This window comes from Treponema sp. OMZ 305 (assembly GCF_024181325.1).
Lineage (GTDB): Bacteria > Spirochaetota > Spirochaetia > Treponematales > Treponemataceae > Treponema.
The window spans coordinates 771,470-796,990 of the sequence record NZ_CP051300.1; the positions used below are offsets into that span (position 1 = coordinate 771,470).

Annotated in this window: 22 protein-coding genes and 2 pseudogenes; 13 read left to right on the plus strand and 11 right to left on the minus strand. The window is 41.1% G+C overall.

Going from position 1 to position 25,521, the window contains the following annotated elements:
• Positions 1-5: 5 nt before the first annotated feature.
• Positions 6-2,255: an AAA family ATPase gene (locus ABK01_RS03500; RefSeq protein WP_253676251.1), complete on the minus strand. Its 2,250-nt coding sequence runs from the start codon at positions 2,253-2,255 to the stop codon at positions 6-8.
• 6 nt (positions 2,256-2,261) lie between these two features.
• Positions 2,262-5,417, minus strand: coding sequence for an Eco57I restriction-modification methylase domain-containing protein (locus ABK01_RS03505; RefSeq protein WP_253676252.1), 3,156 nt, complete (start codon positions 5,415-5,417; stop codon positions 2,262-2,264).
• 174 nt (positions 5,418-5,591) lie between these two features.
• On the opposite strand from ABK01_RS03505, the gene ABK01_RS03510 reads away from it, so the two are divergent.
• From ABK01_RS03510 to ABK01_RS03525, 4 genes are all read left to right on the plus strand, one after another.
• Positions 5,592-5,888: a type II toxin-antitoxin system RelB/DinJ family antitoxin gene (locus ABK01_RS03510; RefSeq protein WP_253676253.1), complete on the plus strand. Its 297-nt coding sequence runs from the start codon at positions 5,592-5,594 to the stop codon at positions 5,886-5,888.
• Positions 5,889-6,230: 342 nt separating this feature from the next.
• Positions 6,231-6,695 (plus strand): DUF3990 domain-containing protein, encoded by a 465-nt coding sequence (locus tag ABK01_RS03515; RefSeq protein ID WP_253676254.1) that lies wholly within the window; start codon positions 6,231-6,233, stop codon positions 6,693-6,695.
• Positions 6,682-7,134 (plus strand): hypothetical protein, encoded by a 453-nt coding sequence (locus ABK01_RS03520; RefSeq protein WP_253676255.1) that lies wholly within the window; start codon positions 6,682-6,684, stop codon positions 7,132-7,134. Before ABK01_RS03515 ends, ABK01_RS03520 begins: the two co-directional genes overlap by 14 nt.
• 59 nt (positions 7,135-7,193) lie before the next feature.
• On the plus strand, positions 7,194-7,388 hold the full coding sequence (locus tag ABK01_RS03525) for a hypothetical protein (RefSeq protein WP_253676256.1): 195 nt from the start codon (positions 7,194-7,196) through the stop codon (positions 7,386-7,388).
• Positions 7,389-7,477: 89 nt separating this feature from the next.
• On the opposite strand, the gene ABK01_RS03530 is transcribed toward ABK01_RS03525, so the two are convergent.
• The 3 genes from ABK01_RS03530 to ABK01_RS03540 all read right to left on the minus strand — a co-directional run bounded on the left by ABK01_RS03530 (position 7,478) and on the right by ABK01_RS03540 (position 10,812).
• Positions 7,478-7,888 (minus strand): tellurite resistance TerB family protein, encoded by a 411-nt coding sequence (locus tag ABK01_RS03530; protein ID WP_253676257.1) that lies wholly within the window; start codon positions 7,886-7,888, stop codon positions 7,478-7,480.
• Between the two features lie 15 nt (positions 7,889-7,903).
• On the minus strand, positions 7,904-8,950 hold the full coding sequence (locus ABK01_RS03535; protein WP_253676258.1) for a hypothetical protein: 1,047 nt from the start codon (positions 8,948-8,950) through the stop codon (positions 7,904-7,906).
• Between the two features lie 281 nt (positions 8,951-9,231).
• Entirely contained in the window at positions 9,232-10,812 is a 1,581-nt protein-coding gene (locus ABK01_RS03540; RefSeq protein ID WP_253676259.1) for a hypothetical protein, read from the minus strand.
• Between the two features lie 110 nt (positions 10,813-10,922).
• Here ABK01_RS03540 and ABK01_RS03545 point away from each other — a divergent pair, with 110 nt between their 5' ends.
• From ABK01_RS03545 to ABK01_RS03555, 3 genes and pseudogenes are all read left to right on the plus strand, one after another.
• Positions 10,923-11,201: a helix-turn-helix domain-containing protein gene (locus ABK01_RS03545; RefSeq protein WP_253676260.1), complete on the plus strand. Its 279-nt coding sequence runs from the start codon at positions 10,923-10,925 to the stop codon at positions 11,199-11,201.
• A 578-nt stretch (positions 11,202-11,779) separates the two neighbouring features.
• A pseudogene (locus ABK01_RS11790) lies at positions 11,780-12,215 on the plus strand (UvrD-helicase domain-containing protein); the annotation flags it as partial.
• A 112-nt stretch (positions 12,216-12,327) separates the two neighbouring features.
• Positions 12,328-12,720 (plus strand): annotated as a pseudogene (locus ABK01_RS03555) (UvrD-helicase domain-containing protein); the annotation flags it as partial.
• 521 nt (positions 12,721-13,241) lie between these two features.
• On the opposite strand, the gene ABK01_RS03560 reads toward ABK01_RS03555, so the two are convergent.
• Complete coding sequence (locus ABK01_RS03560) at positions 13,242-14,201, minus strand: RibD family protein (RefSeq protein WP_253676261.1); 960 nt, start codon at positions 14,199-14,201, stop codon at positions 13,242-13,244.
• Positions 14,202-14,217: 16 nt separating this feature from the next.
• A complete protein-coding gene (locus tag ABK01_RS03565) occupies positions 14,218-15,774 on the minus strand; it encodes a hypothetical protein (protein WP_253676262.1) in 1,557 nt (518 codons plus the stop codon).
• Between the two features lie 263 nt (positions 15,775-16,037).
• Here ABK01_RS03565 and ABK01_RS03570 point away from each other — a divergent pair, with 263 nt between their 5' ends.
• The 4 genes from ABK01_RS03570 (at position 16,038) to ABK01_RS03585 (ending at position 20,556) form a co-directional block, all read left to right on the plus strand.
• A complete protein-coding gene (locus tag ABK01_RS03570) occupies positions 16,038-18,023 on the plus strand; it encodes an ATP-dependent helicase (RefSeq protein ID WP_253676263.1) in 1,986 nt (661 codons plus the stop codon).
• 47 nt (positions 18,024-18,070) lie between these two features.
• The gene (locus ABK01_RS03575; protein WP_253676264.1) at positions 18,071-18,568 is read left to right on the plus strand and encodes a hypothetical protein; all 498 of its coding nucleotides are present in this window, start codon (positions 18,071-18,073) and stop codon (positions 18,566-18,568) included.
• A 10-nt stretch (positions 18,569-18,578) separates the two neighbouring features.
• The gene (locus ABK01_RS03580) at positions 18,579-19,406 is read left to right on the plus strand and encodes a purine-nucleoside phosphorylase (protein WP_253676265.1); all 828 of its coding nucleotides are present in this window, start codon (positions 18,579-18,581) and stop codon (positions 19,404-19,406) included.
• A 229-nt stretch (positions 19,407-19,635) separates the two neighbouring features.
• Entirely contained in the window at positions 19,636-20,556 is a 921-nt protein-coding gene (locus ABK01_RS03585) for an RluA family pseudouridine synthase (RefSeq protein ID WP_253676266.1), read from the plus strand.
• Here the strand turns inward: ABK01_RS03585 and ABK01_RS03590 are convergent.
• Entirely contained in the window at positions 20,483-21,028 is a 546-nt protein-coding gene (locus tag ABK01_RS03590) for a histidine phosphatase family protein (protein ID WP_212566527.1), read from the minus strand. The genes ABK01_RS03585 and ABK01_RS03590 overlap by 74 nt on opposite strands.
• Before the next feature lie 56 nt (positions 21,029-21,084).
• A complete protein-coding gene (locus tag ABK01_RS03595; RefSeq protein ID WP_253676267.1) occupies positions 21,085-22,080 on the minus strand; it encodes a hypothetical protein in 996 nt (331 codons plus the stop codon).
• A gap of 303 nt (positions 22,081-22,383) precedes the next feature.
• Between ABK01_RS03595 and ABK01_RS03600 the strand changes: the two genes are divergently transcribed.
• Positions 22,384-22,818 carry a Holliday junction resolvase-like protein gene (locus tag ABK01_RS03600; protein ID WP_212566097.1) on the plus strand — a complete coding sequence of 145 codons (435 nt, stop codon included), beginning with the start codon at positions 22,384-22,386 and terminating at the stop codon, positions 22,816-22,818.
• A 228-nt stretch (positions 22,819-23,046) separates the two neighbouring features.
• On the opposite strand, the gene ABK01_RS03605 is transcribed toward ABK01_RS03600, so the two are convergent.
• The gene (locus ABK01_RS03605; protein ID WP_212566098.1) at positions 23,047-23,907 is read right to left on the minus strand and encodes a sigma-70 family RNA polymerase sigma factor; all 861 of its coding nucleotides are present in this window, start codon (positions 23,905-23,907) and stop codon (positions 23,047-23,049) included.
• A 425-nt stretch (positions 23,908-24,332) separates the two neighbouring features.
• On the opposite strand from ABK01_RS03605, the gene ABK01_RS03610 reads away from it, so the two are divergent.
• The gene (locus ABK01_RS03610) at positions 24,333-24,599 is read left to right on the plus strand and encodes a co-chaperone GroES (RefSeq protein WP_212566099.1); all 267 of its coding nucleotides are present in this window, start codon (positions 24,333-24,335) and stop codon (positions 24,597-24,599) included.
• 80 nt (positions 24,600-24,679) lie between these two features.
• Here ABK01_RS03610 and ABK01_RS03615 read toward each other — a convergent pair whose 3' ends face one another.
• Positions 24,680-25,450: an outer membrane lipoprotein-sorting protein gene (locus ABK01_RS03615; RefSeq protein WP_253676268.1), complete on the minus strand. Its 771-nt coding sequence runs from the start codon at positions 25,448-25,450 to the stop codon at positions 24,680-24,682.
• Positions 25,451-25,521 lie beyond the last annotated feature (71 nt).

Here is a 25,521-nt window from a genome sequence, read left to right on the forward strand (position 1 = left end):
TGTAATTATACTTTATTGGATTTCATCATCCTATCATAATGCTCTTTACCAATAGTATTGAAGATTGATTCAAATACTTCAAACAACTTTGATGGATTGGCATTATGAATCTTTTGAAAATAAAAATTATCAAATGGCGAAACTTTGTGACTTTCATCATTGATCATTGAAATAAAAGCTGCTTTCAAATGATGTTCCATACTATCTTTGTCATTATCCGCCAGAATAGTTGCCCAAGAATCCGTACCAAGCCCTATAAAGTTAGCATAGCTTTCTAAAATACGTCTAAATAAATTCGCTAGGAGAATATTTTGTTCTTTGTTGTCATCAGATAATTTTTCTTTTGCTTCTTTTATTGTTTGCCACATTAATGCATAGTCATCATATTCTTTATATCCACGTTGTTTTATATGGGTTTCGTTAATATCGTTCTTCTCAATTAAATAATGCTGTTGTGATTTACATATAGGCCGCTTTTGCATTGCAACTTCTTTATAAAAATAATAATTATGTGTCAATATAAAAACTTGGCAAATATTTCTATTCAGAAATTCTTGTTTTTCTGATTTACCCCTGTAGGCTGTTAACCTGTTTACTAATGTTGAAACGATAAATAATACTTGACTATCCATACTTGAGACAGGGTCGTCAATAACAATTATTTTCTTTTTTGCAGAATTTCTCTTAATATCTGTAGTACCGAGGCAAAGTTGATAAAAATATAAAAATGAGATAAAATTACTTTCACCTTCACTCAAACTATCAAATACTTTATCTTCGCCTACCCCCGAATTTCTTGATAAATAATATTGGGAGATATTATTTTCTTCAGTTTGTTCACAAATTTCAAACCCAATAAACCCTGAATTTTTCAAAATTTGATTTATATTGTCAACAGCTTCTTTAGTATTAATAGTTTTCCCTCTTAGATCAGCATTTTTTTGTCGTAATTCTTGCACTTCCATTTGTAATTTTTCAATTTCCGTCTTATTTCTAGTGATGATTTCTATAGCTGATTTAACATCTTCTTGATATTTTATAATATCTCCTTTGCATTCAAGAGCAATATAATCCCATATTTGTTTTATTAAAGATTTTCTTTGAGTATCAAGAGAGTTGACAAGAGCATTATTCTTTTCTATCTCCTCATTAATCTGTAATAGTTTATCCTTAAATGATTCTATTATATTATCAAGTGTTTTCTTTTCATTCGGCGCACTGATTTTATCACTTATTATTTTTAGATTAGCATCATAGATAGTTTTTAATTTCATTTGAAGATCTGAAACGATATTTTTAGCATTATATTTTTCATATACGGATTGAATATTTTGCAACACCCCTTTGAATATATTCTCGTAAACGTTTTTTTCATTTTTTATTTCGTATATCTTTTGTTGCGACGATTCATCAAAAATATTATTTAACTGCGAAATAAAATCGTCGTCTATCGTTTCTTTTTGACAAAATGGACACACTGTTTTTGTTTTCTCAAGAAATGTTTTACCTTGCAAAACCCAAGTCTTTAAACCAAAATCATTTATCAATTTTGCTAACTGTACATCCTCTTTACCTATAATAATTTCTTGCAATAATACTGATAGTTTATTATGCTTTTGTAATAACTTATCAAACAGCTGTATATCAAGTGAAAGATCAATGTTGTTTAAATTGTCTTCATAAAGTTTTTTATATAAATCATTTAGATGTTCAAATTTTGATTTTTCAATCTTGTTATGCTGAATAATTTTTTCAACGTGTTCTAAATTATTTTTCTTACTTCCTGAATAGTCAAGTTTTATTTTTGAAAAGGACTTAAATATATTTCTTTTATTAAAGCATTTTTCTGTTAATTCTGTTTTAAGTTGATTATTTCGCTGATCAATTTCATTGTTTTTTTCTTCTATATCATGCTTTTTTTGAAGTTTTTGAGTAATATCTTCTTCATTTACTTTTATTTGTTTATCAATTTCAGCATTCTTTTGATCCAATGAGAAGATACCTTTTAAGGTTTGGTTTTGCCTAAAATTTCTCTCAACAAAATCTTTGTTAAATATAAGGATTTCTTCCTGCATAGGATCATCGCTATCTTTGGAACATGATACGTATTTATTTTCTAAATCACCTATTACAAGCGATTGCAAATATTTTGCTATCGTAGATTTTCCCGATCCATTATTTCCAAAAAAATAATTAAGCCGTTTTAATCCCTCAATTTTAACACCGACCTGATTATAAGTCGCGACGTTTTTCATCGTTAATCATTTACTATCACCCTCCACCACTTTTATCTCATCTTCCGTCAGCCCATACAACCGGTATACCGCCTTATCTATCTGCTTATCAATAATTGCCGCCCGTTGTTCCAAGAGCTTTTTATCCTCATCAGACGGAGCTTGCTGCAATCTGCCTTGAGTTTCAAGCATTTGGTTGGCAAGATTGATAAACGGGGTTTGTTCTTCACTGGAGACCGATATAAGCGGAATTGCAAGTAGCGGTTCTTTGTCTACTTGAAAGTTATCACCCTGCATTTTTCCCTTATGTCTTAGCCAGAACTTAATCACATTGGAATTTAAAAGAGTCGTTAAAAATTTTAGATTAAAGCGTGCGGTTTTAATAACATTATAGCTTTGTGAAACATAGCAATCAAAATCAGTGTAGGTAAAACACGGTTCCGCGGTTTTTCGTAATGAAACGATTTTTTCACCTTTGAAAAACTGCTCATCTCTTGCACGGTGCAATCCATACGGTTTATTGTCTGACGTAATGACTTTTGCAAAACGATCGAGGTGAGCTTTTAAATGCGGATAGGGTTTCATCGCTGCTTTATTCTTAAATTGAGAATCAGTGTAGATTACCCAAAGTGTATTTTTAGCATTACCGAAATACCGACGTAATTCACTTGAAGTGTAAAACGGTTTTACTAATGTTTTTTCTTCGGGCAGTAACTTCAGAGATTCATATTCTTCTGTTGTGATATTAAAAATACCGGCACCTTGTAATGCCGTATTACCTAATGTAGCAGCAGACTTTTCATTACAAAAATCTTGATGGACATCAATTCCTGTGCTAATTTCATCTTTTTCAAAAAAAGTAGTACCGGCTGCCTGTATCTTATGCAATACTTCTGCAATTTTGGGATTCAAGAACAAAATATAATTATCAACACACTGTGCTTTTTCTATGCGGGCGATAAAATGAGTGTTTGCACCTTTTGTATCGTTCGTTAGAAAATCAATCACTTCCGAAACTGCGGAGTGTTCATTATCAAGGCGGGAATAGGGAACGGCGTAATTTTCGGCATCTTTCGTCTTCTGCATAATGTAAATCATTGTTTGAATTGAAGCGTTTTCAAAAACTTTATAATTACCGAAATCTACATATTGCAATATGCGAGCATTATTGAGTATAAAATTTCTAAAAATAGAAGCCCCTGCATTCGTTATCCAGTTATTCGGAGCAATAAAACCGATAAGCCCATCATCTTTCAAAAAGACGATCCCCTGATATCCGAAAAAATACCATAAATCCATTTTTCCTTGATAGCACGGATGAGAGCGCAAGCCCTCAAAACAGTCTCGATTCGTGTATTCTTTCACATACGGCGGATTCCCAATCACACAGTCAAAACCGCCTTGAGCAAAGACTTCCGGAAACTCTTTATCCCAGTCAAAGGTATTGATTTTCCGCATTACTTCATCGTCAAAAAGGCTTACATCTTTTTCGTTATAATAGTCGGAACCGACAAGACTATTGCCGCATTTAATATTTGAATCGAGCGAGGGCAAAAGCTTCATATCCGAAAACTTAAATAACTGTCCTTGCGTTTCGCTCCCTTCATTTTCCAACAGCTTTAAGTAGAGCGACAGTTTGGTAACTTCTACAGCTTGACCGTCTATATCCACTCCGTAAATATTATTCAGCAAAATACGCTGCTTTTCTTCAATGGTGAGTTTATAGACATTTTTCCCTGTTTCATAAATAAGGCTGTTTTTCAGAGCCTGCTTCCGCTCCTTTTCGCTTGAATAATAGTCCAAATGATAATTCAAGAGATGCTGATACGCTTCAACAAGAAAGGAGCCTGAACCGCAGGCGGGATCAATCACTTTAAGCTGCGCAATAGCGTTAGGGCTTTGCCCCTTCATTTTTACGCCGAGGGTATTTTCTACAATGTAGCGGACGATATATTGTGGGGTATAGTACACACCGCCGGCTTTTTTTACCTCCGGCTTTTCTTCGATCAGCGCAGTGTGACCGCCTTTCACATTGCGGAATTTAATGATCTTTCCTAAAAATTGTTCGTAAATATTGCCGAGTATTTCAACCGGTAAAATAGAAAACTCGTACGGACATTCGGGGTAATACAGTCCATTTATAATAGAAGAAAGAACCGCATCATCAATAGTCAAATTGCGAAGCCAATCATGCGGTTTAAAAAGTCCCGAATTGTACTTTGCATTAGCCCTGTCAAAAACAGCTTGCAGCTTTTGATACACTGTGCCGCTTTCGGTTTCATGTGAATCAAAGGTCTTTTGGGAATATGTGGAACAGCTACTAGGCACGGCACCCAAAATAAACGGAGGTGTACTGACAGTACATTGAGTATTATTTTGGGTGCCGTAACGACGTAGATACCCGCAGATTCCCAAAAGGGTGCCGTACTCTTCCATTTCCTTATCTTCCGCAATTCGCAAGAAAATGATTCGGTCGATAATTTTTTGTACGGCAGTATTTAGATGATAAATATTGAGCGAAGGATTACGCAGTGCGATATTTTTTGCAATATCCGTCCGCCAGTTTTCAATAAGTTTCAGTAATTCCTTATCAACCTCGGAAGTACCTTTTTTGTTTTTATTCTCTTGAATATAGGTATCGAAACTGCCCTTTAAAATTGCTTCTTTTGAAAAAGTGTTAAAAATAAAATCGAAATGTTTATGGTACTCATCGAAGGTACAGTAAAAGATACGGGCTGTACTTGGTTTATCGGAAGGCGAAGGTTTTATACGAGTGTCGTACACGGCAAATTCTTCAAAATCGGTAAGTATACACAGGGGGAGTTTTGCCGTGTACCCATACCGCCTTACCTGAAACGCCGGTTCAAGTTCATCTTTAATGTTAACGCTCGGTTTTTTCGCTTCTACAAAAAACTTCCTCACCCCTCCTATTCTAAAGGCATAATCGGGAGCCTTAACCCTTCCGGCTATCGTTACCTTGTCTTCACGCACCACTTCCCGATATTGTTCGGAATAACCTTGTTCATTCCTTATATCCCAGCCTAAAAGTTCAAAAAACTTGTCAATAAAATCGGTACGGGTATTTGCTTCGTCATAAGCCGATGTATTGTACTGTTTTCTATTTCTTTCAAAAAGGTCAGTCAACTGTGTGAGTTTGAGTCTATATTCATCTGAAATATTCATACGTAACTCCATAGAGGATTCATTGATAATTGTTTTTTATTATATCAAATTTCTATAAAAAAGACAGAGAGGAGCAAATAAATGTTTTAGCAAATCGAGGTGAGTTGTGTTATACATTGTATTGCATTTGTTCGTACAAAATGGTATAAACTCCTGTATCAAGAGGCACTATTCATGGCAAAGACGGCAAATATTACTATCAGAATTGATCCTGAAACAAAAGCAAATGCGGAACAGCTTTTCTCAAGCTTCGGCATCACCGTAACGGATGCGATCTCTATTTTTCTTCATAAGTCCATTATGGAAGGGGGACTGCCCTTTGAGGTGAAACAACCCCGCTTTAATGCTGAAACCGAAGCGGCAATAGAAGAAGCGAGAGGCATTATTGCAGGGAAAATACCTGCAAAACGCTATGGTTCCGCTCGCGAGCTGTTTAATGAGCTGGATACGGAAATAACCGCTAAATTATGATGGAACCGGTAACAACGGGCGCTTTCCGAAAAGACTACAGAGTATAAACGACTCAATCTTGTAGACTCCTGGAGCGTTTTTTTATACAATCAACAGCTTCGGCTCAGGCGAGAGGCCGCAACCGGTTCAAACAAACCGTTGTTCAAATTACAGATAATACAGTATGTTTTCAGAAAGACAAATCTCAATTATAATCGACCTATTCGATAACTGCGTTGTCGAATAGGTCGACGAGTTCTAAATCGCGCAAATAGCACGATTTAGAACATCGCATTTCAAGGTAACCTGTTCTGAAACTGAAGTTTCCGGACAGGTTTAATAGTTACCAAAGGAACCTATTAGATGATACTTTATCACGGAAGCCGGGAAGTTGTAAAAAGCCCGGAAATCCGCATTCTCCGGTATAGTAAAGACTTTTACTTTGGTTTTTATTGTACGCTCATGCGCGAGCAGGCTAAAAGATGGGCAGTGAGATTCTCCGGAAAAGGAATAGTGAACGAATATGAATATGTTCAGAATTTCTCTCTTAAAATGTTGAACTTTCCGGAAATGACAGAAGAATGGCTTGATTTTATCATTGATTGCAGGGGAGGAAAATCTCATGATTATGACATAGTGGAATGCCCTATGGCGAACGATACTATCTTCAATTATATTCAGGATTTCATTGATGGTAAAATCTCCCGATCTGCATTTTGGGAACTTGCAAAGTTCAAGAAACCGACCCATCAGATAAGTTTTCATACAGCGCGAGCATTGGAAACATTGACTTTCAAGGCGGCTTATGAGGTGTATGATGAAAAATAATAGTTCGTTATTTTATGTGTGCAGTCTTTTTGAATATATCGGCCGCCTCTGCAAAATTGAGCGATCAAAACTGGTAAATCAACTTGGGAAAAACAATATAAAAAGACTTTATAAAGATGCAGACACGCTTCATTGCGAACCGATTGAAAAAATTGCCGATGAAGTTATATCCATTTATAATATAACATCCGGAGACTTTGATAATGTTTTACGGTGCCGTTATGCAGTTCCGGATTATTGGACAATCGGCGCAGTATACGAACGCCTTATTGAAGATATTTGTGCAGAAAACGAATCTATTGATTTTATTGTTGACACATTGGTCTCTGTGTATTCGTCATGGATTGACGGGGCAATTTCAAATTATAACACGGATTTTTTCTATCAATCCCGTGAGTATATTTTTGAATCGTGGAAAGAGGGTGCGCCGGTGGAATAAGAACCAAACTTCTTAGCAGGCACCTCTCTGATGCATATTCAGTTGAACCGCAGGACACATTGTGTGCGGCACAAAATCCGGTACTGTGTGTGGATATGCTGCCGGAAGCAACGCAGAAAACGTTGATACAAATACGGATAATAAACACGGAAGATGCTAAGCCGGTCTTTTTGCTATCCATGCGAGACGGCTACGAGGTGTTGTTCCAACTGGTTTCTATTTTAGACACTATCCCCCTGCACAAGGGGGACTGACTATTCCAATCTGTAAGGCTTTTGACTTTACCCCTCACGATGTGATTAGTAAGAAAGATTTTAGCTTGGTTAATGGTTATGAAAGTTGCTCAGACACTTTCAAACAATAGACGGTTGACTTCTCCATATACATTCATCAAATTTTTTAGCTGTGTAAGAGCCTTTTCTTTAAAATCTGCACCAAGTTGGAATGCCGCAGTAAGTTTGTCTACTAAATTCTGTTCTTGTTTATCGAAAGTATTATCCGATAAGACCAGTGCAGATATTTCAAACAAAATAATCTTTAAGTCAATATCTGTACTGACTTCCGTAATTTTTTTGATAACGCTTTCTAAATCATTTTGAGCAGAATAGCGGACGGTTTCCAGTTGCATTTCAATACAGTATTGTTGTATGTACTGTTTTTCTTCCTCGGCAAATATTCCATCCGCTTTCGAGGCATGAATACATAAGTCCAGAAACAGTTCTTTTTGTTCTCCTGAAAGTCGATTTAAATACATGAGTATCTCCTTATGTTAAGCTATTAGCTTTTTTGCTTGTAAGAACGTTTCAGTATCCTGCAGTGTTTGTTCTATATCTGACTTATTAATACTGGGCTTCTCGCCTTCTGTTTCGCTCTTGTTTACAATATTTACCTTGCACATATTAAAAAGGACGCCTACCAATAAACTCGTGTTATGTACAGTTACCTGCTGCTCAAGTGTAAAATTATTCCAATCTATTGTGTTATACATAGCGGTTTGGCTGTTAAATATGGAATACAACAGCTTGATATGAGAATCGTAGATATTTTTCACTTTGATAAGAGCAGCGTTATATCGTTCTGCGATATTTTTAAGATCATCTAAGTAGGGACAAATGGAGTCGATTTCATTTTCAGCCTTTTTCATTTGAGCCCATGCTTCATCTGCCTTATCGGAAAGGGAACTACCGGTAATATTGAAAATAATACCGCCTACCAGTAACCCGACTCCCAAGGTTGCACCGCCGAGTATTAGACTTCCCAGCGCCATTCCACCGCCGCCAGCCGCGAGACTTCCTCCACCTAAGGCTGCAAGGGTTGCATTTGTGGCCGCAGCACCGCTTAAAGTTGAAATCGCAGTACCGGTGGAGGCAGTTCCAAATGCCATAATCGCTCCGGTAGTAAGTCCCGAAGCGGCAAGCCCTCCGGCAGTTCCTAAGCCGGCACCGCCTAAACCACCGAGTAATATTTCAGCACCGACGGAAACTTCTTTTATCTTTTCCTTATCATACGGAGGGATCTTCACGCCGTTTTTTTCATACGGTTTAAACTTCGGACGGTTTTGTATTATTTCGATCAATGCTTGAAAGTGTTTAAAACTTTTCAAGGTGTTGAGTTCAAGTTCTCCTAAAGTATCCATAGCATTTGTTGCAGCTTCTTGTTTTTCTTTGAATCTGCGCTTATTTCTATCGTGCCTCCTTTGTGCAGATTCTATTGTGTCATGCGCTTCTTTCATTTTTATTCCACCGTGAATACCGGCGCCGGCTCCTATCAATCCTGCCGCAGCTGCAGCAGCACCGAGAATTAATGGTATGGGCATAATCTCCTCCTATCTATTATGGTTCCTGTACTTTTTTGCCTGCTCTTTTAGCATCTGACAGGCTTGATAATTTAACGTATAGTAATCTTCTTTACTCATAGTATGTTTGAAATACCGGTTAAAAGATTCATCCACTCTGCATAATAATGGCCGTTCATTGTAGATGGTACATATATTTCCGTCTAAATATTTACATACGCCGTCTCCTCTATCCAAGTTCGTATATAAATGGGACTTATCCACATTTCTACAGCATTCGCCGCAACGGGTGCAGTGAAACATTATTCAAATACCATACGGGCATTTTTATCTTTCATAAAAGAATCAAAACTGCTGTGCGTGTGCCACGGTATTTTCATGCCGATTGTTTCAGCAGCTTTGTAAAGCATTGTATTTAATTCTTGCTCTGTTTTTGCATTTTCTAAATTGGAGGCAAGACTGATATACAGTGCTGTTTCTTTTTTGAATTGCTCGATATCAATCTCCATAAGCTTTGCCGCATACTCTGCAAAATATGCAGCTTGCTGTTTATAGTAATTGACAATGTGCTGCATTGACGGTAGTGCATTAAAAAAATCGGTGAGCTTATGTATGAGAGGAGACCTATCAAGAAAATACAGGAAGGTGCAGCTTAAAATACCGGTAACAAATGCTCCGCAAAAACTCGGTACAATTGATCCAATGACAGGGATAGCGCCGATGCCGCTTGAGCTTACCGCTTCTGCTACTAAGGTACCGGTAATCACACTTGCTCCTGTTGCCAGTATCTTTGCCACAGCTTTGATTCTATCACCGGGAAGGTAGCCGTCAGGATTAATAAACAAAATTTTAAATGCCTCTACCAACGAAGCCCATGATTGGCGTATTATTTTAACCGTATTTTTCGCAGTAGTAAAAAAAATATTACAAAGCGTTGTGGTCAAACTTGCCATTGCACCGCCTGCTGCTCCCTGTAGAAATTTTGAAAAAAGTTCTTTGTATTTTCGTTGTGCCGCTTCCCATCCGTTTCTGATACCGCTTCCTATTGCAGAGAAAAATTCTTCAAACTTAAAATCTGCTTGTCGGTAGAATCGACTAAGTTCGTCTTTTATACTGAACCAGATTTCGGTAAATGCAAATCCGAGCGCTTGCCGTACACCCATACCTAAGCCGACACCGGTTGCTGCAAATGCAACATCTTTGCGGAATTGAGAACCGGTATAATATGCCCGCGCAAGTTTTTGTTCATATACCTTTCTGGCATTTGCATCTTTCCGGCGCATGGCTGCTTTTTGTTTTTCCGTATATTCACTGCTGTACTTATCTAAAAAAGTATCCATATCATCGGCCTTCTTTGTCCGATTAGTGCGCCGGTTTGTCGCTTGAAGATTTTCATCACTATTTGCCAAGTCAGTGCCTTTTAAACCGGCAAGGCTTCTGCCTCTGTCATCATGTATTTCTTTTGCGGACACAACATGATCAAGATCGCTTGTGCCGTTTGCAGGAATATCTTCGCCCGTATAAGCATCTTTCAGCGTTCCTGCTTTTCTTTGTTCAGCAATAGCACGGTTTTTTTCGATGTACCGTTTATCGCTATGATAGTCTGCTGAATTGTAGGCTCCGCGTTTTTCATAGGCTTCGGCATTTGCTTTATTTTTATAGGTCATGTTATCGTCAGTACCGATTTGCCTGACATTATGAATAGTATCTACATCACCGCCATGCCGGTCTTTTATAATAAAATCCAATCCGAAGGAGTTAATGATACTTTCGATAATAACTCGTTCATACTGCATGAGAAGAGAGTTCTCAACGGACTCTTCCAGATCAGGTTCAAAATCTTTAACAGCTCTTACGGCATAGCTGCCTACAACATTTCCCATATATTCCCTCCTTTTCATCTACCGGCTTATTGCCTTAATAACACTATATTTATAATTATAGCACACGATATAACATTGCTGCAACACTATATTTTATTAAAATTGAATAAATGAGTGTGCTTCTTGAACAACAGCAAAAGGTTATTCTCAATTTACGGAAAGAGCGGGAAAAGCAAGGTTTGTCGCAACTTGAATTGGCTTTAAGAGCAAATATTTCACAAAATATGATTAACTATGTTGAAACAGGAAAACGGACACCGAGTTTGGATACGCTTTTAAAAATATGCGAGGCATTGAACATCAGTCCGGCTTCATTATTTTTAGATACGAATGAAGAAAAAGAAAAGGCAAAAGACACAATCATGACATTAGTACAGCGGTGGATGTGATTTTATAGCCATCGGCATAAATCCCCCCCCCCCCCCGATGCGGCTTGTGAGCATTAACCCGCACGGATAAAGATAGGGTGTTGCGGGGTGTCCTCGCCAAAGACTATACTTCCGTGTATAGTCTTTGGCTGTGAGTTTTTCATTAGAAAAACTCACTACTGCTTAATACCACCGCCATCTATGGCGGTACTGAGGGAGTAGCGGAAAAACAAATGGCGGACACGTACGAGAAAACAGTTGCGGTTGAGGGAACCGAAAACGCAACCGGTAATAGTTCAGAAGTCCGCCGTTTTTTTGGAGCGGAGGGGGCTGTTCTATTGAGCGTCTAACATATCGCCGCTCAATAGAATGTCGAGTTTCGGCTTTGTATATTTGCAAGCCGAAACATCGCTTGATTATATGTTTATTTTCAAACGCTGTTTGAAAATAAACGGAATTGAACTCATTCGTATGTTGAAACATAGCTCATTCGTTCAATTTTAAGGAGACTTCCCCCACCAAATAACCGCCTAAACGAATAAAAAGACCTAACTATTCCATATCTTTTCCCTACGTTTTATGCTATACTCCTCTCTCTTATGAATACGGAACATTTGAATCCTGAGCAGGCGAAGGCGGTCAATACGATTAACGGGCCGGTGCTGATTATTGCGGGGGCACTGTTGAGCAGTTGTACATCCGTATACAACTGCTCACCGACGAGTTTTTTCTGATGAAAAACTCGCTGCTGGTTAATACCACCGCCGTCCGTGGCGGTACTGAAAGACGCGCGTGATTACGTTTAGGATTGCGCACATGCTGGAAAGCGGGATTCCTCAGTCGCAGATTTTGGCGTTGACCTTTACGAACAAGGCGGCGCGGGAGATGGAGCAGCGGATTAAAGAGCTGACGGGTAAGAAGTTACAGAATTTAACTATTAGCACTTTTCACGCGCTGGGGGTGAAAATCCTGCGGGAATATATTGACCGGCTGGGATGGCGGCAGAATTTTAGCATTTACGACGAGGTAGACCGCAATCAACACCTCGACGCAAAGCCTCGGGGTGTTGTTCTTATAAGGTGGTTGCTGTCGGGTTCCATACCCTTTATTACGGCGCAGAGTGCCGGGGTATGTCCCCCTCCGCACGAATCAGCTGATTAAGGAGTCGGCAAAGGAACTGAAAATTGCAACGGAAACGCTCGATGTGTACGGAGTGGGGACGTTGTTTTCTCAGATAAAGACGGGGCAGAAAAACTTTACGGCGCAGACGGCGGTGTATCGTCCGCTGTACAACGAATATCAGGCCGGGCTCAAGCTGTTTAATGCGGTGGATTTTGACGATTTGATTATGCTGCCGATTAAGCTTTTTACCGAACATCCTGATGTGCTTGCGGTGTACAAGAACCGCTACCGGTATGTGATGGTGGATGAGTTTCAGGACACGAGTATTCAGCAGTATCAGATGATGCATTTAATTGCGGATGATAATGTCTGCGTGGTAGGCGATGATGATCAGTCTATTTATTCGTGGCGGGGGGCGTTCGCGTTACCCTGTTGTTTTACTGTTTTTGTAAATGGTAGTAAAACAACAGGGTCGGGCTTTTCGCTTGTAGCTTTTTGCCGTTACTTTCTACAGGCGCAACGTTTTTCCGTCTGCACTGCAAAAGTTGCTGCTGCTTAAAACAAACGGCAAAAAGGCTATCGCTGCAATCCCTAACGCTGTGCAGATTTTGACCTCCGTGTCAAAATCTGCACGACGAGTTTTTTGCGAAGCAAAAAACGTCGCTTCTGCTTGGAACCAGCAACATCCGTGTTGCGAATGAATAAGCATCCGTTTCACAAACGCTCTACAATTTTTCAAAAAACGATTAATTCTATCTGGTGGAATCAGCAACCCCGACGCAAACGTCGGAGCACAGTGCTCAACGTTTCGCACTGTGTGTTCTATAAGATGGTTGTAGTCGAATTTCATCCCCTCTATTACGGCGTAGAGCATTGCCGGGGGACAACGGGTATTAAACCGCACGAATAAAATACACAGCTTCTCTTTAATAAAACAACTTATGATGATTTATCATTACAATAAGCAAGTTTATACCGCGTATAGTAGAAATATGGACTATGTAAATGCATACTTACTATTTCTGCGTGCGGATGTTCTGTAGAGGTAAATAATCTTTTTTCTTTTCCAAAAGAACCTGCAGTTCCACCTGCAAAAATACAAGAAGTATTGATGAATATCTCATCCAGCAATTTATCTTTCATTAACTGTTGGCAATAAGTAGGAGATTCAATTAATGCTCTATCAATACCGAATTGTTTTAAGATTAATAATAGAGCATTATCATCAGTTTCCATATTTTGACCTGTAACTAAAATAATAATTTTTTTATCAGCATTAGATAAGCTATTTTTCTCTAATAGTTCTTTTCCCATATCTTCAGTAATAACCGTATAACTGAAAGGAATTTCTTTGACTAATGTTTTTAACCCCACTGGAGATACATTAATGATTAATGGTATCTCATCACTATGAAAGATTTGATGCTGATAAGGAATATTTCTTCCTGTTCGACTTACTATAACCGTAACAGGGGTAACTGATTTGTTGTTTTCTATCCGCGCAGCTAAGAGATCAGCGTCATGTATACGACCTGAATAGGACGGTTCTTTTCTCAATGTACCGGAACCGATGATAATAGCATCGCAAGATGCTCGTAATAAATTTAAAATCCAAAAATCAGTAACTCCTCCGTTTATATCCATATAATTATTTTTAGCAATTAACGGTACTACCTCATCATCTTTAAAAGCGATTTTTCCATCGATAGATATAACGAAAGAACCATATGTGAAAGAGCGAGATAAAGCGGTTATATCCGGAAACAAAAATTTTCCGTAGATAGTATCTACTTTATCGCATTTCAACCCATAATCAGTATATTGTAATTCATCACTACGGGAAAAAAGCGGTATTAACCGCATCGCATTAGTATTAAAATCTATCATATCATTGTTCATAACAGCATCTCCTCTGCTAAGATAAAGACGGCTTTTTTGCCTTCCAGTACAACATAAAACAAAGAAAAGCAAGCAACACGTATAGCAAAACAAATTTTATATTGTCGTGCGAAAAGAGTGAGATCGTATGTTGATGAATAAAGCCAATCGCTGAAAGTCCCGCAAGCACAAGCGCGATAATACCGGAACCCAGATAGTTCTTTTGTAAAACGTAAATAATCCAGATACTATAGAGCAGGCTGGATGCAAACGCTCCGTATGATAAATACAATAAACCTGTGATTGCAACGCCGCTTGCTTGAAATGCACCGATATCAATTGTTTGCAGTGAACTGTTAAATATATGGAGGATATTATCAATAAGTGAGGTAATATACTGCGCAATAAGCGGAAGGAGAGAAACAGCTACTGCGATGCTGTAATCAACTTTGAGATTATTTTGTACATCCATAGAAACCGCAAGGCCTACAGCGACTAAAAAGACTATGATTACTTCAAACGGGATGACAGCGGTAATCAGCAATGGTAACCCTAAAAATAACAGCGCATAGGGAATCAGCATAAAGAGCAAGTACCCGCCCCGTGCGCCGCTGCGCTTCCATCCTGAATGACCATAGTATACTGTTGTCGGAAAGGGACTACCGAATAAGGCTGAAACCAACGTTGTAATACCGTCAATGATTAATACGCGCCGTAACGGATACGCATCCTGTGCTAATTCGGCGCTTTCAACGGCTTGAATAGTAGTAAGAAAATTACCGATTTGTAATGGAATAATGATAGAAAGATAAGGTCTAATATGCCGGAAACCTGCTATAATATCCGATAGATACAGTGAAGGCGGATATACCCCTGCATTTTGTACAGCATATTGTATATGCTGTACACCCGTCTCTTTTGTCAGCCATGACGAGACCGCTCCTATTGCTAAAATCAATAGTGCATTCGGAATAAACGGAATAATATTTTTACGATAAAAAATAGTTAAGAACGCAATAAATAATGAAAGCACTGCAATATGCGGTTTGTTAAATACATTTACCGCCCCATTAAATGAAAGCCACACGACTGCGGCGGCAGCCATATTCGCAATAAGCGCAGACTGAGGAATATACCGTTTAATAAATCTTGAAACAAAAGCTCCTGCTATTTCAACAAAACTTCCAATAAAACAAGCGGCTAAACCAACTGACCAAGCAAGGTACGGATCGCCGGTTTGTCGATGAACCGGTACGATAATAATAAACAGCCAGGTAAATACTTGCGTTGATCCCACGCCGAACGGTAATGCAGTAACATCGTTCCGGTGTTCTTTTACACCGAGTAGATAGGCTTCTCTAAAATAAAGAAAAGAACCGAGCATAGACCCGACGGCAATACCGGGCAATATTCTACCAAGCGCTAAGTCTTTCGGCATCTGTTCGCTTAGTAATAATACGCCGATAATCACTGCAATTTTAGAAAAGACATCTCCAAAAATACCGAAAAAAGCGCCTATGTCTCCTGCTGCAAAACAGTTTTTTAAAGAAGAGCGTAACACAACTCTATTCTGTTTTGAGGGTGAAGAATGCATTATTTTGTTCTCCTTTTTTTTGATTGATAAAATTATTGTGTTTGTTGCAGATACTAGCATATATTGTTCTATGTTAGTAAGAGAATAAATCAGATACCCGATCGCATACAGAATCAATAAAGCGCAAACGGCTTACCTCATCAGGTGTTCTATCTGTAAGCTTTTAATCGGGGAGACTTCCCCCTCAACTAAATACCCAAATAAAAAAGGCGCCGATTCTTCCATATCTTTTCCTCACCTTTTATGCTATACTCCTCTCTCTTATGAATACGGAAAACTTAAATCCCGAGCAGGCGAAGGCGGTTAATACGATTAACGGGCCGGTGCTGATTATTGCGGGGGCGGGGTCGGGGAAGACGCGCGTGATTACGTTTAGGATTGCGCACATGCTGGAAAGCGGGATTCCTCAGTCGCAGATTTTGGCGTTGACCTTTACGAACAAGGCGGCGCGGGAGATGGAGCAGCGGATTAAGGAGCTGACGGGTAAGAAGTTACAGAATTTAACGATTAGTACTTTTCATGCGCTGGGGGTGAAAATCCTGCGGGAATATATCGACCGGCTGGGATGGCGGCAGAATTTTAGCATTTACGACGAGGTAGACCGCAATCAGCTGATACGTGAGTCGGCAAAGGAACTGAAAATTGCGACGGAAACGCTCGATGTGTACGGAGTGGGGACGCTGTTTTCTCAGATAAAGACGGGGCAGAAAAACTTTACGGCGCAGACGGCGGTGTATCGTCCGTTGTATAACGAATATCAGGCGGGACTCAAGCTGTTTAATGCGGTGGATTTTGACGATTTGATTATGCTGCCGATTAAACTTTTTACCGAACATCCCGATGTGCTTGCGGTGTACAAGAACCGCTACCGGTATGTGATGGTGGATGAGTTTCAAGACACGAGTATTCAGCAGTATCAGATGATGCATTTGATTGCGGATGATAATGTCTGCGTGGTAGGCGATGATGATCAGTCTATTTATTCGTGGCGGGGGGCGAATTACGAAAATATCCGCCTGTTTGAAAAGGACTTTCCGCATCTGGTGGAGATTAAGCTTGAGCAGAATTACCGTTCCACCGGTACGATTTTAGCGGCTGCGAACGGGGTGATTTCGCACAATACCAACCGGAAGGAAAAAGCGCTGTGGTCGGGGAACGGCTCCGGCAAGCCCATCGAAATTTTTATCCCGGAGAATGAGGCGGCAGAGGCTGATTTTATTGCGGACACTATCCTTACGGAGAAGCTGCGCGAGAACCGGAGCTATGCGGACTTCGGTGTTTTGATCCGCACCAACGGCTTGGGACGCGCGATTGAAGAAGCCTTTCTTGATGCCAACATTCCGTACCGGATGTCCGGCGGCACGAGTTTTTTTCAGCGCAAAGAAATTAAAGACATTATCAGCTATCTGCGGGTGATTGCGAATCCCGACGATGATATTAACCTCTTGCGGATTATCAACACACCGCGGCGCGGCATCGGAAAAAAAACGCTGGAAACGCTCTCCGCAATCGCAACGGAAAAGGAGTGTTCTATCCGCATGGCGATTCATGCGCTGCTTGAGCGTCCGCCGGATGACTTCCGCGAAAAGAGCCTTGCCGATTTGGAGGAATTTGTTGAGCTGATAAGTTCCGAACGGAAACAGCTGCTTTCGGGAAAGGGCTTGGCAAACAAGGTGCGGAAACTCGTGGAGCGCATTCAGTATTTTGATTATCTGACGCAGGAATTTCAGAAAAACGAAAAAGCGGCGCGCTTTAAGTTTTTGAATATCGAAAGCCTCTTGCAGTCCATCGACACGTGGGAAACGAACCCCGACAACTTTGACCCTTCGCTGTATACTTATCTCAATCGCATCACACTGTTGAGCCGCGATGATCAAAATGAGGAAGATACCGGCGAGGTGAATATTATGACCATCCACGCCGCGAAGGGATTGGAGTTCCCGGTGGTGTTTATTGCAGGCGCCGAGGAAGGCATTATCCCCCATGCCCGTAGTATGGAAGAAAATGCAGGGGACGTGGAAGAAGAGCGCCGCCTGTTCTATGTCGCCATTACCCGCGCCCGCGACAAGCTCATTATTACAAGCTGCCGAACGCGGCGTAGACAAGCAGGTTTGCTGGAGTGCAGTCCCTCACCGTTCTTGGAAGAAATTCCTGCGGAGCTGGTGCAGTACCATGAGCCGGAAACGGAAGCGGAGGAAGAAGATATCGCCAAGATGTTTGCCCAGATGAAAAAGAAGTTTTCGATGTAAGCTGTTTATACTTGTAAAAACCTGTGAACTGATATATAGTAAAGCCCATGTTAGTTGATGATAGAATTATCGCTGAAATAATCGTAAGAATTGGGCGGCATTACAATGAAAATATCGCAACTCGTTTCTTACGTCCTTTGTTTGCACAAATTCTTTCTAATATTGATTTATCGCGGCACATCGTTGATTTGACCGAGCATTCTGAGGATTTTGTCTTACAGGGGTTCCATCTTGATGACCTTTATTATGACATTATCGCGCTTGCTCGTTTTATTTATTTAGTCCGGCGCGATGTTCTTCCCAATATTAATTCGATTGCCGAAGCAAACACCAAAATGGCGACTGCAGATAAAGTGTACCGTAATATGGCATTCAGTAATCTGGCGCCGAACCTTAACCTATTGGCTTCGATGGTGCTTGAACTTTATCGTGCAACGCTCCAATACGATACAAAAATGGCAGGGAAAGGCAAAACCGTTGCAAGCCGTATTGCAGACTTAGCCGACATGGAACGCCTGTTGACAAATATTGATGCAGATGCTTAAAGGAAATTATATGACTGCTGAAGAAAAATTGATACAATGTTTTAAAAATACCAAAGATCACATTCCGTACACCCCTAAAATCGCATTAGTGCTTGGCTCCGGACTGGGTGATCTGGCGAACGAATTGGAGGTTGATGCGACTATTCCGTATGCTTCCATTCGTAATTTTCCGCTTTCTACCGCACCGGGACACCGCGGTGCATTTGTATTTGCAAAAATAGAAGGGATTCCTGCCGTTATTATGCAGGGGAGAATCCACTATTACGAAGGATATCCGATGACCGATGTGGTACTCCCCATCAGAATTATGAAGCTGATGGGGGCGGAAATCCTTTTTTTGACCAATGCGGCAGGCGGGGCGAACAAAAACTTCAGTGCAGGTAATTTTATGATGATTACCGATCACATCACCTGTCTTGTGCCTTCTCCGCTCATCGGGAAAAACTTTGAAACCCTTGGCGTGCGCTTCCCCGATATGACTCAAGTGTATGATAAAGCTCTTCGGATGCATATCAAAGCAGCGGCTGAATTTTTGCATATTCCGCTTCAAGAGGGTGTGTACTGCCAATTCACCGGCCCTGCTTATGAAACGCCGCAAGAGGTACGTCTGGCAGGGATACTCGGCGCCGATGCTGTCGGTATGAGTACCGCCGTGGAAGCGGTCGCCGCCCGCCATGCCGGTATGCGTGTCTGCGGCATCTCGTTTATTTCCAACCTTGCAGCGGGTATCAGCAGCTCATTATTGAGCGAACAAGAAGTGCTGGATGCAGGGAAAAAAGCGGCTCCTCTGTTTAAGCAACTGGTGTTAAACAGCATCGGCCGCATGGGAAACGCATAAAACGGAATTTATTCTTTCGGAAAACGATGCCGACAGGCGGCTTGACCGCGTAGTCAGAAAATTTCTGGCGGATATTCCGCTTTCGGCGCTGTATGCAGCAATCCGTAAGGGCTTAATCCGTATCAATGGCAAGCGGGCTACGCTTAATTACCGGACGGCAGTAGGCGATACGTTATCGATTGCCACATCATTGCTCCCCGCCGAAAAGCCGTTAATGTCTCCGGCGGGGATGCAAACGCACCAGAATAATCCGTGCCGGAAGAAAACCTTCAGCAAAAATGCCCTGCATGATACGGAAATACCTGCATACGGTAGGCAAGGCCACGCTCCGGACAGACAGGCTCGTACTTCTGCCGATATACCGATCTTGTTAAAAACAACCGACTTGCTTATTGTCAATAAGCCTGCGGGAATTCCCGTACACGGGGTGCACAGTATCGATACGCTGCTTTCCGGGGCTGCACATCTTTGCGGCAATACCCTAAAGTGCGACACTACGGTACAGTTATCCCCCAATAGACCGCCTCCTGTCCGCTTCGCTCGTAATTCTCGGCAAAGTCTTTCTTTTAAACAAGGGCCGCTGCATCGGCTCGATAAAGATACCACCGGAGTTCTCTGTTTTTCTCGGACACTTGTCGGGGCTCAATGGTTTTCTCAATGCTTGCGGGAAAAAACGGTAGATAAATACTACTTAGGCGTTGTACGCGGCGCCATGCCGTCGCAGCTTATTACCGCCGAAGACGAAAGCGGTAAAACCATAACGCAGTGTTATTCGCTTAGTTATAATAAAGGGATCGATGCGTCGCTTATGCTGTTTAAGCTTATTACCGGTAAAAAACACCAAATACGGAAGCATACTGCGAGTGTAGATCATCCGTTGGCTGGAGATCGTAAATACCGCGGAGGAAATCCGCTTCCTGCGTGCAAGCGCTACGTACTCCATGCGTGGCGGTTGTATTTTCCCGCTTCAAGACCGGCGGATATCCCCGCTTTCATTGAAGCTCCATTTTATTTCGAGATGGAAACTTGTATCAATCGATATTTTTCGAGCTGGGAAAAAATAGCGTCCGCTGCTCTTATAGATCAAACTCAAGCAGCTGGCAATTCTCAATTTCTAACTGGAGTAATTCTTCTGCCGAAAAAGGTTTAAAGTACGTATAGATAGCCGCTGTTAGCACGCCGTGGCAGACAAAGAGGATATTGCCGTCTCCTGTATGCTTATGCTTTACGTCTTCTATAATACTGTATGCACGGTGTGCTACTTTCGCAAAGGATTCACCTTTGGGAAATGTTAAAAAAGGATTTTTATGAATGTATAAAATTTCGGGGGTATTCCACGGTTTTCCTTCAAAGTCACCGAAATCGATCTCTTGCAGGCGGATATCCGGCATAGCCGTAAGCTGTAATGCCTGTTCAATATATGCAGCCGTATCTCTTGCCCGTTTAAGTGGAGATACGTAAATTGTCGTGATATTGTTTTTTTCTTTATCTTCTTTTAATCGGCTTGCCAAGTTTTGGGCTTGCATCCGCCCCTTTTCCGTCAACATAGATTCCGAAACACCGCAAGCCAGTTCTCTTACATTCAAATCCGTTTCACCGTGGCGCACAACAAAAAGCTTCATGGCAAAAAGTATAAGCAAATAAAGTTTGAACTGCAAGAGGCCGCATTGTTGATTGCTTAAAGACTGTAATTGAATGTTTCGGCGATTACCGTTTCACCCAAATCGGTACGGGCGAGCGAAATTGCTTGAGCTTTTGTTTTAGCTTTCGCAGTATGGGTAAAGGTAAATCGGTTTATCTTTCGTGCTTGTTTAAAATCCCAAATCGATATGTCAGCACGTACGGTACAGGTAAAGGTACTATCTTCCGTTGTTTCTACCGTAATGTACGTCCTACCGAAAATAAAACGGTCTACAGCAGCACCGATTTTCGTTTGAGCAGCACGGATAACGGAAGCCTCATCTGTATTGGCTAGTTCACGATATTCATCCAGCCCGATCCTGCTGAATCCCCGCTTCATTAATCCCGTAAGCAAGCGTGTTGCTGTTATATTACCGGAAAAAATCGGTGTATTATTTTCATCATAATCAAGAATAGCAATAATAGACGGTATCCGTTTCTCTGTTGTTGCAACTTTATAAGGGAAAGAAACGGAGAGGTTGTCGGTTGCCTCATCAGCTAAAGCGGTAGACTTTTTGACCGGACAAAGGCAAAAAAATAGTTTTCCGTCGCATGCTCGGTTGGATGTGGGAGGGGTAAAGTATAAAAAACCATCGGAATCCGTCCGTACAAGTTCTTTTTTTAAAGCGCTGCCGGTACCGGCGGACGGATAGAGAACGGTGATAGGATAATTATCGAGAGGAAACTGTTTTTCGGGGGCGGTAATGACAACACGTGCCGTAAACGGCTGAGTGAACGGAGAGCCGACATTCACAGGTGCGGGGCTGCTGACCGCCTCGATGGAAATAGTCTCCAATAGCGGTTCTATTCGATTGCGAGCTTCGATGAGAATCGCATTATCTTCTTGTCCATTGCACGATTCATAAATAGCATTGAATAATGCAAGCATCTTATGTATATCGTAGTTTTCAACAGCCTGCGTAAGCTCGGGAAGCAGCCGTGCAAGTGTTTGCTTTTCCGATACTGTTTCAGTAATCTCGTTACCTGATTTCATTGTCCGAGGGGATTGATTCACGTATCCTTGTTCAAGAGCTTCTCTCGATTCCGTTACCGGCGATGCGGTATCCCCTTTGGTTGCTATTGATGCACAAGAAACAACTAATGATAAAAAAAAGCAACAACAGAGTACAGAACCTATACGATACATACACTAACGCCTCAACTTCGTAGAAAAAATCAACTCTTATATCGGATACTTTAATAGGATCCTTTAGGAATACAACAGATAACCGATACTCACAGTAACACAGCATACGGCATTTTACGCCGACCAAAAGTTTTTTCGAGGAGGAAAATTATGTTTGATACGGTAGAAGTAAAACTCTTGCTGCTTATTCTAGCGATTGCAAGTATCTCATTCATTATCATCGCTTTCTTCCTCGGAACAAAAATAGGACGACTTACCGCAAGCAAGCACCTCGCTAAAGAGATAAAAATTGCCCGTGAAGATGCTGTTAAACGGTCTCGAGCGGTTTTGAACGGACAGCTTTCCGAACAATTTGCAGCGTTCTTTCCCGGTTTTCCTGCCGATCCGACGGAAATCCGATTTCTCGGAAAACCGGTAGACTTCGTCGCCTTTCCGGGGCTTTCTGCGGGAGCCGTTGATGAAGTACTGTTCGTCGAAGTAAAAACCGGTAATGCAACACTTTCAAAAGTCGAACGTTCGCTGCGCGATGCCGTAGAAAAGAAGAACGTCCGCTACACCGAGTACCGAATACCCACTCACGCTTAAAAAGGCTCTGATGCGGTTACCTTCCTTTTGTTCGAAATTTTATCCAAAATTTCGAACAGTTTATTTTAGAATAAGGGCGACCGCATCAGACGGGTATATAAACGAATCGCGGAATAAATAGGCTGTGAGACCATTTGAGACGCAACGCGGCGAAATTCCGGTTGAACAGCCTATTTATTCCGCGGGGGCATTAAAAAGCCAAGCTGATGCGGTTGTCCCAGTCGAAGGTTATGCGACGAAGCTTTCGAGTTCGTGCTGATGACCTATCGACTGTAACCGTTCAAGCGCTTTCTTTTCAATTTGGCGGATGCGTTCTTTGGTTAAATTGAACCGCATACCGACTTCCTTCAACGAAAGCTGCTCGTATCCGTTTAGTCCAAAGCGGTAACGGAGAATTTCAGCTTCCCGCTCAGTCAAAGAAGCAAGCAATGTATCGACATTTTCGCGCAAATCAATATCAAGTGCATAGCTTTCAGGCTGCATATAACGGGTATCTTCGATAAAATCACCGGTACTGGCAGCGCTGTTATCATTGAATACCGGCGCATCCAAAGAAACGGGGTCGCGGGCAGCATTCATAATCGTCCGTACCATTTCAGGTTCTATACGGAGTTCCTGTGCGATGGCGGTTAGCTCTTTATCTTCCGGTTCGCTTCCGGTTTTTCCCGTAAGTTTACGAGCTTTTTCAATCTGTACTAATTCGTTTGCCCTGTTCAGCGGAAGCCGAATCATGCGGGATTTTTCGCAGATGGCTTTTAAAATCGCTTGGCGAATCCACCATACTGCATACGAAATAAACTTATATCCCTTATCGGGATCAAAGCGGTCGGCAGCATTCATCAATCCGATATTGCCTTCGCTGATTAAATCCATAATCGGAATATTTTTATTCTGATATTTTTTTGCGACATTGACCACAAAGCGCAAATTCGATTCAATCAGTATTTTTTTCGCCTTCTCATCACCGGCAGCAGCGGCTTTTGCATATTTAACTTCGTCTTCTACCGACAACAGCGGTATCTTGTTTATCTCTCTTAAATAGGTTGCAAAGACATTATTATCCGCACGTGTATTCCGTATTTTTTCCATAAGTCAAACTCCTTGCAAGTGATGTGTACGATATTTCGAGGCAATGCAGCAAACCGAAATTCGCCGGTTAAAGGGGCATTCTGATGTGCACCTTATTTAAACCGTGTATGCTTATTATTAAAGCAAATACTATGCCAATTTTTTTCAAGATAAAAGATGGTACGATGAAAGAGAAAAGAGCCACAAAAATACTTACATTGCGGGCATTTTAGGCATGGAATTATAAAAAAAAGAAAAAAACTTGCCTTTTTATATCTTTGTTTGTATATTAAATATAACCTCGTATGGTTGAAATGACACACTCAGTATAAATATGATTAAAACTGGGTTAAATTGACACAGCTATATCCGGTTAAAATGCCCCTGATGTCATCGGGGCATATTTTTTTACTACCGAAAAGTACAGTATGATAGGAGGTTCTTACATGAAAGTACGGCCATTAGCAGACCGTGTTTTAGTAAAGGTCGATAAGGTAGAAACTAAAACCGCAAGCGGAATTATTATTCCCGATACCGCACAGGAGAAAACACAGACGGCAGTTGTCGTTGCCATCGGCGATGATAAAGAGAAGATTAAGGTGTCGGTCGGTCAAAAAGTGATGCACGATAAATACGCAGGGACACAGATTAAGATCGACGGTGAAGATTACCTAATTTTAAAGGCAGGCGATATCGTCGCGGTAATTGAATAACAGTTACACCGATACGCATCTGATGAACCGGTATAGCCGATAGGCATACCGGTTTTTTTTATGCGATTATGCTCTGTTACTTAACGGCCTTGCTCCAAATACCGCGGGGTAAAAATCTTATCAGGGATATTCATATTATATTGCATTTTGATAATGTTGATGGTCGTTGCCGTATTCGTTGCGAGGGTTGTCATTTTAGTAATCCGAGGAGTGTCCACGCCTTGGGTTGTCTCGTAATTGCTCATTTCCATGATTTTTACCAATACGTTTTTCCGGTCATAAAAGGCAATCTTTACCAAATGCTTGGAATCTTTTTCTACCCACACATTAGTCTTGGAATACTCGGATTTCGTATCTTTAGGAACGCCCTCGATGACATAGCACAAAACTCCGCCGTACTCTTCTTCGCGCAATATCTTGTATGTGTCCAAACTGCTGTCCCGCTGTAGATACGACATATCATTATACGAAAAATCGGTACCGAGAAAACTTTCAGTCCCTTCAGATTCACCGGTAATACGGCGGACTTTCCCGAGCGACGGTAGATAAATCCGCTGATCGGTAACACCGTCTTTTGCAATCATCAAAAAACGCGTTCCTTTTACATTTGCCGGCGCTTTAATTTCCAAAAAGGTGCGGTGATCGTTTTCTTTTTGCACGGAATATTGATCGACCAACAGTTCCGCCATCGTCGTTCCATTTCGTTGGATTTCCATCTTTGCCCGCGTCCCGATTGTTTCAATTGTTATTTTTGACGGAGCGCCCTTCATAATGGATTCGGCGGTTTCTTCGGCAAAAAGCACTGCGATGCTGCAGAGCAATAAAAAACAAAGCATTAGTAATTTTTTCATTGTTATACTCCCTTGATGAGCTTACAGTTCGGTACTATAACACAAAATAATACCTGTCGCAAAGGGCTTTT

Bases quoted from the DNA above. Each gene is read 5' to 3' on its own strand.
- ABK01_RS03500 (WP_253676251.1), bottom strand. From the start codon at position 2,255: ATGAAAAACGTCGCGACTTATAATCAGGTCGGTGTTAAAATTGAGGGA.
- ABK01_RS03505 (WP_253676252.1), bottom strand. From the start codon at position 5,417: ATGAATATTTCAGATGAATATAGACTCAAACTCACACAGTTGACTGAC.
- ABK01_RS03510 (WP_253676253.1), top strand. From the start codon at position 5,592: ATGGCAAAGACGGCAAATATTACTATCAGAATTGATCCTGAAACAAAA.
- ABK01_RS03515 (WP_253676254.1), top strand. From the start codon at position 6,231: ATGATACTTTATCACGGAAGCCGGGAAGTTGTAAAAAGCCCGGAAATC.
- ABK01_RS03520 (WP_253676255.1), top strand. From the start codon at position 6,682: ATGATGAAAAATAATAGTTCGTTATTTTATGTGTGCAGTCTTTTTGAA.
- ABK01_RS03530 (WP_253676257.1), bottom strand. From the start codon at position 7,888: ATGTATTTAAATCGACTTTCAGGAGAACAAAAAGAACTGTTTCTGGAC.
- ABK01_RS03535 (WP_253676258.1), bottom strand. From the start codon at position 8,950: ATGCCCATACCATTAATTCTCGGTGCTGCTGCAGCTGCGGCAGGATTG.
- ABK01_RS03540 (WP_253676259.1), bottom strand. From the start codon at position 10,812: ATGGGAAATGTTGTAGGCAGCTATGCCGTAAGAGCTGTTAAAGATTTT.
- ABK01_RS03545 (WP_253676260.1), top strand. From the start codon at position 10,923: ATGAGTGTGCTTCTTGAACAACAGCAAAAGGTTATTCTCAATTTACGG.
- ABK01_RS03560 (WP_253676261.1), bottom strand. From the start codon at position 14,201: ATGAACAATGATATGATAGATTTTAATACTAATGCGATGCGGTTAATA.
- ABK01_RS03565 (WP_253676262.1), bottom strand. From the start codon at position 15,774: ATGCATTCTTCACCCTCAAAACAGAATAGAGTTGTGTTACGCTCTTCT.
- ABK01_RS03570 (WP_253676263.1), top strand. From the start codon at position 16,038: ATGAATACGGAAAACTTAAATCCCGAGCAGGCGAAGGCGGTTAATACG.
- ABK01_RS03575 (WP_253676264.1), top strand. From the start codon at position 18,071: ATGTTAGTTGATGATAGAATTATCGCTGAAATAATCGTAAGAATTGGG.
- ABK01_RS03580 (WP_253676265.1), top strand. From the start codon at position 18,579: ATGACTGCTGAAGAAAAATTGATACAATGTTTTAAAAATACCAAAGAT.
- ABK01_RS03585 (WP_253676266.1), top strand. From the start codon at position 19,636: ATGCAAACGCACCAGAATAATCCGTGCCGGAAGAAAACCTTCAGCAAA.
- ABK01_RS03590 (WP_212566527.1), bottom strand. From the start codon at position 21,028: ATGAAGCTTTTTGTTGTGCGCCACGGTGAAACGGATTTGAATGTAAGA.
- ABK01_RS03595 (WP_253676267.1), bottom strand. From the start codon at position 22,080: ATGAAATCAGGTAACGAGATTACTGAAACAGTATCGGAAAAGCAAACA.
- ABK01_RS03600 (WP_212566097.1), top strand. From the start codon at position 22,384: ATGTTTGATACGGTAGAAGTAAAACTCTTGCTGCTTATTCTAGCGATT.
- ABK01_RS03605 (WP_212566098.1), bottom strand. From the start codon at position 23,907: ATGGAAAAAATACGGAATACACGTGCGGATAATAATGTCTTTGCAACC.
- ABK01_RS03610 (WP_212566099.1), top strand. From the start codon at position 24,333: ATGAAAGTACGGCCATTAGCAGACCGTGTTTTAGTAAAGGTCGATAAG.
- ABK01_RS03615 (WP_253676268.1), bottom strand. From the start codon at position 25,450: ATGAAAAAATTACTAATGCTTTGTTTTTTATTGCTCTGCAGCATCGCA.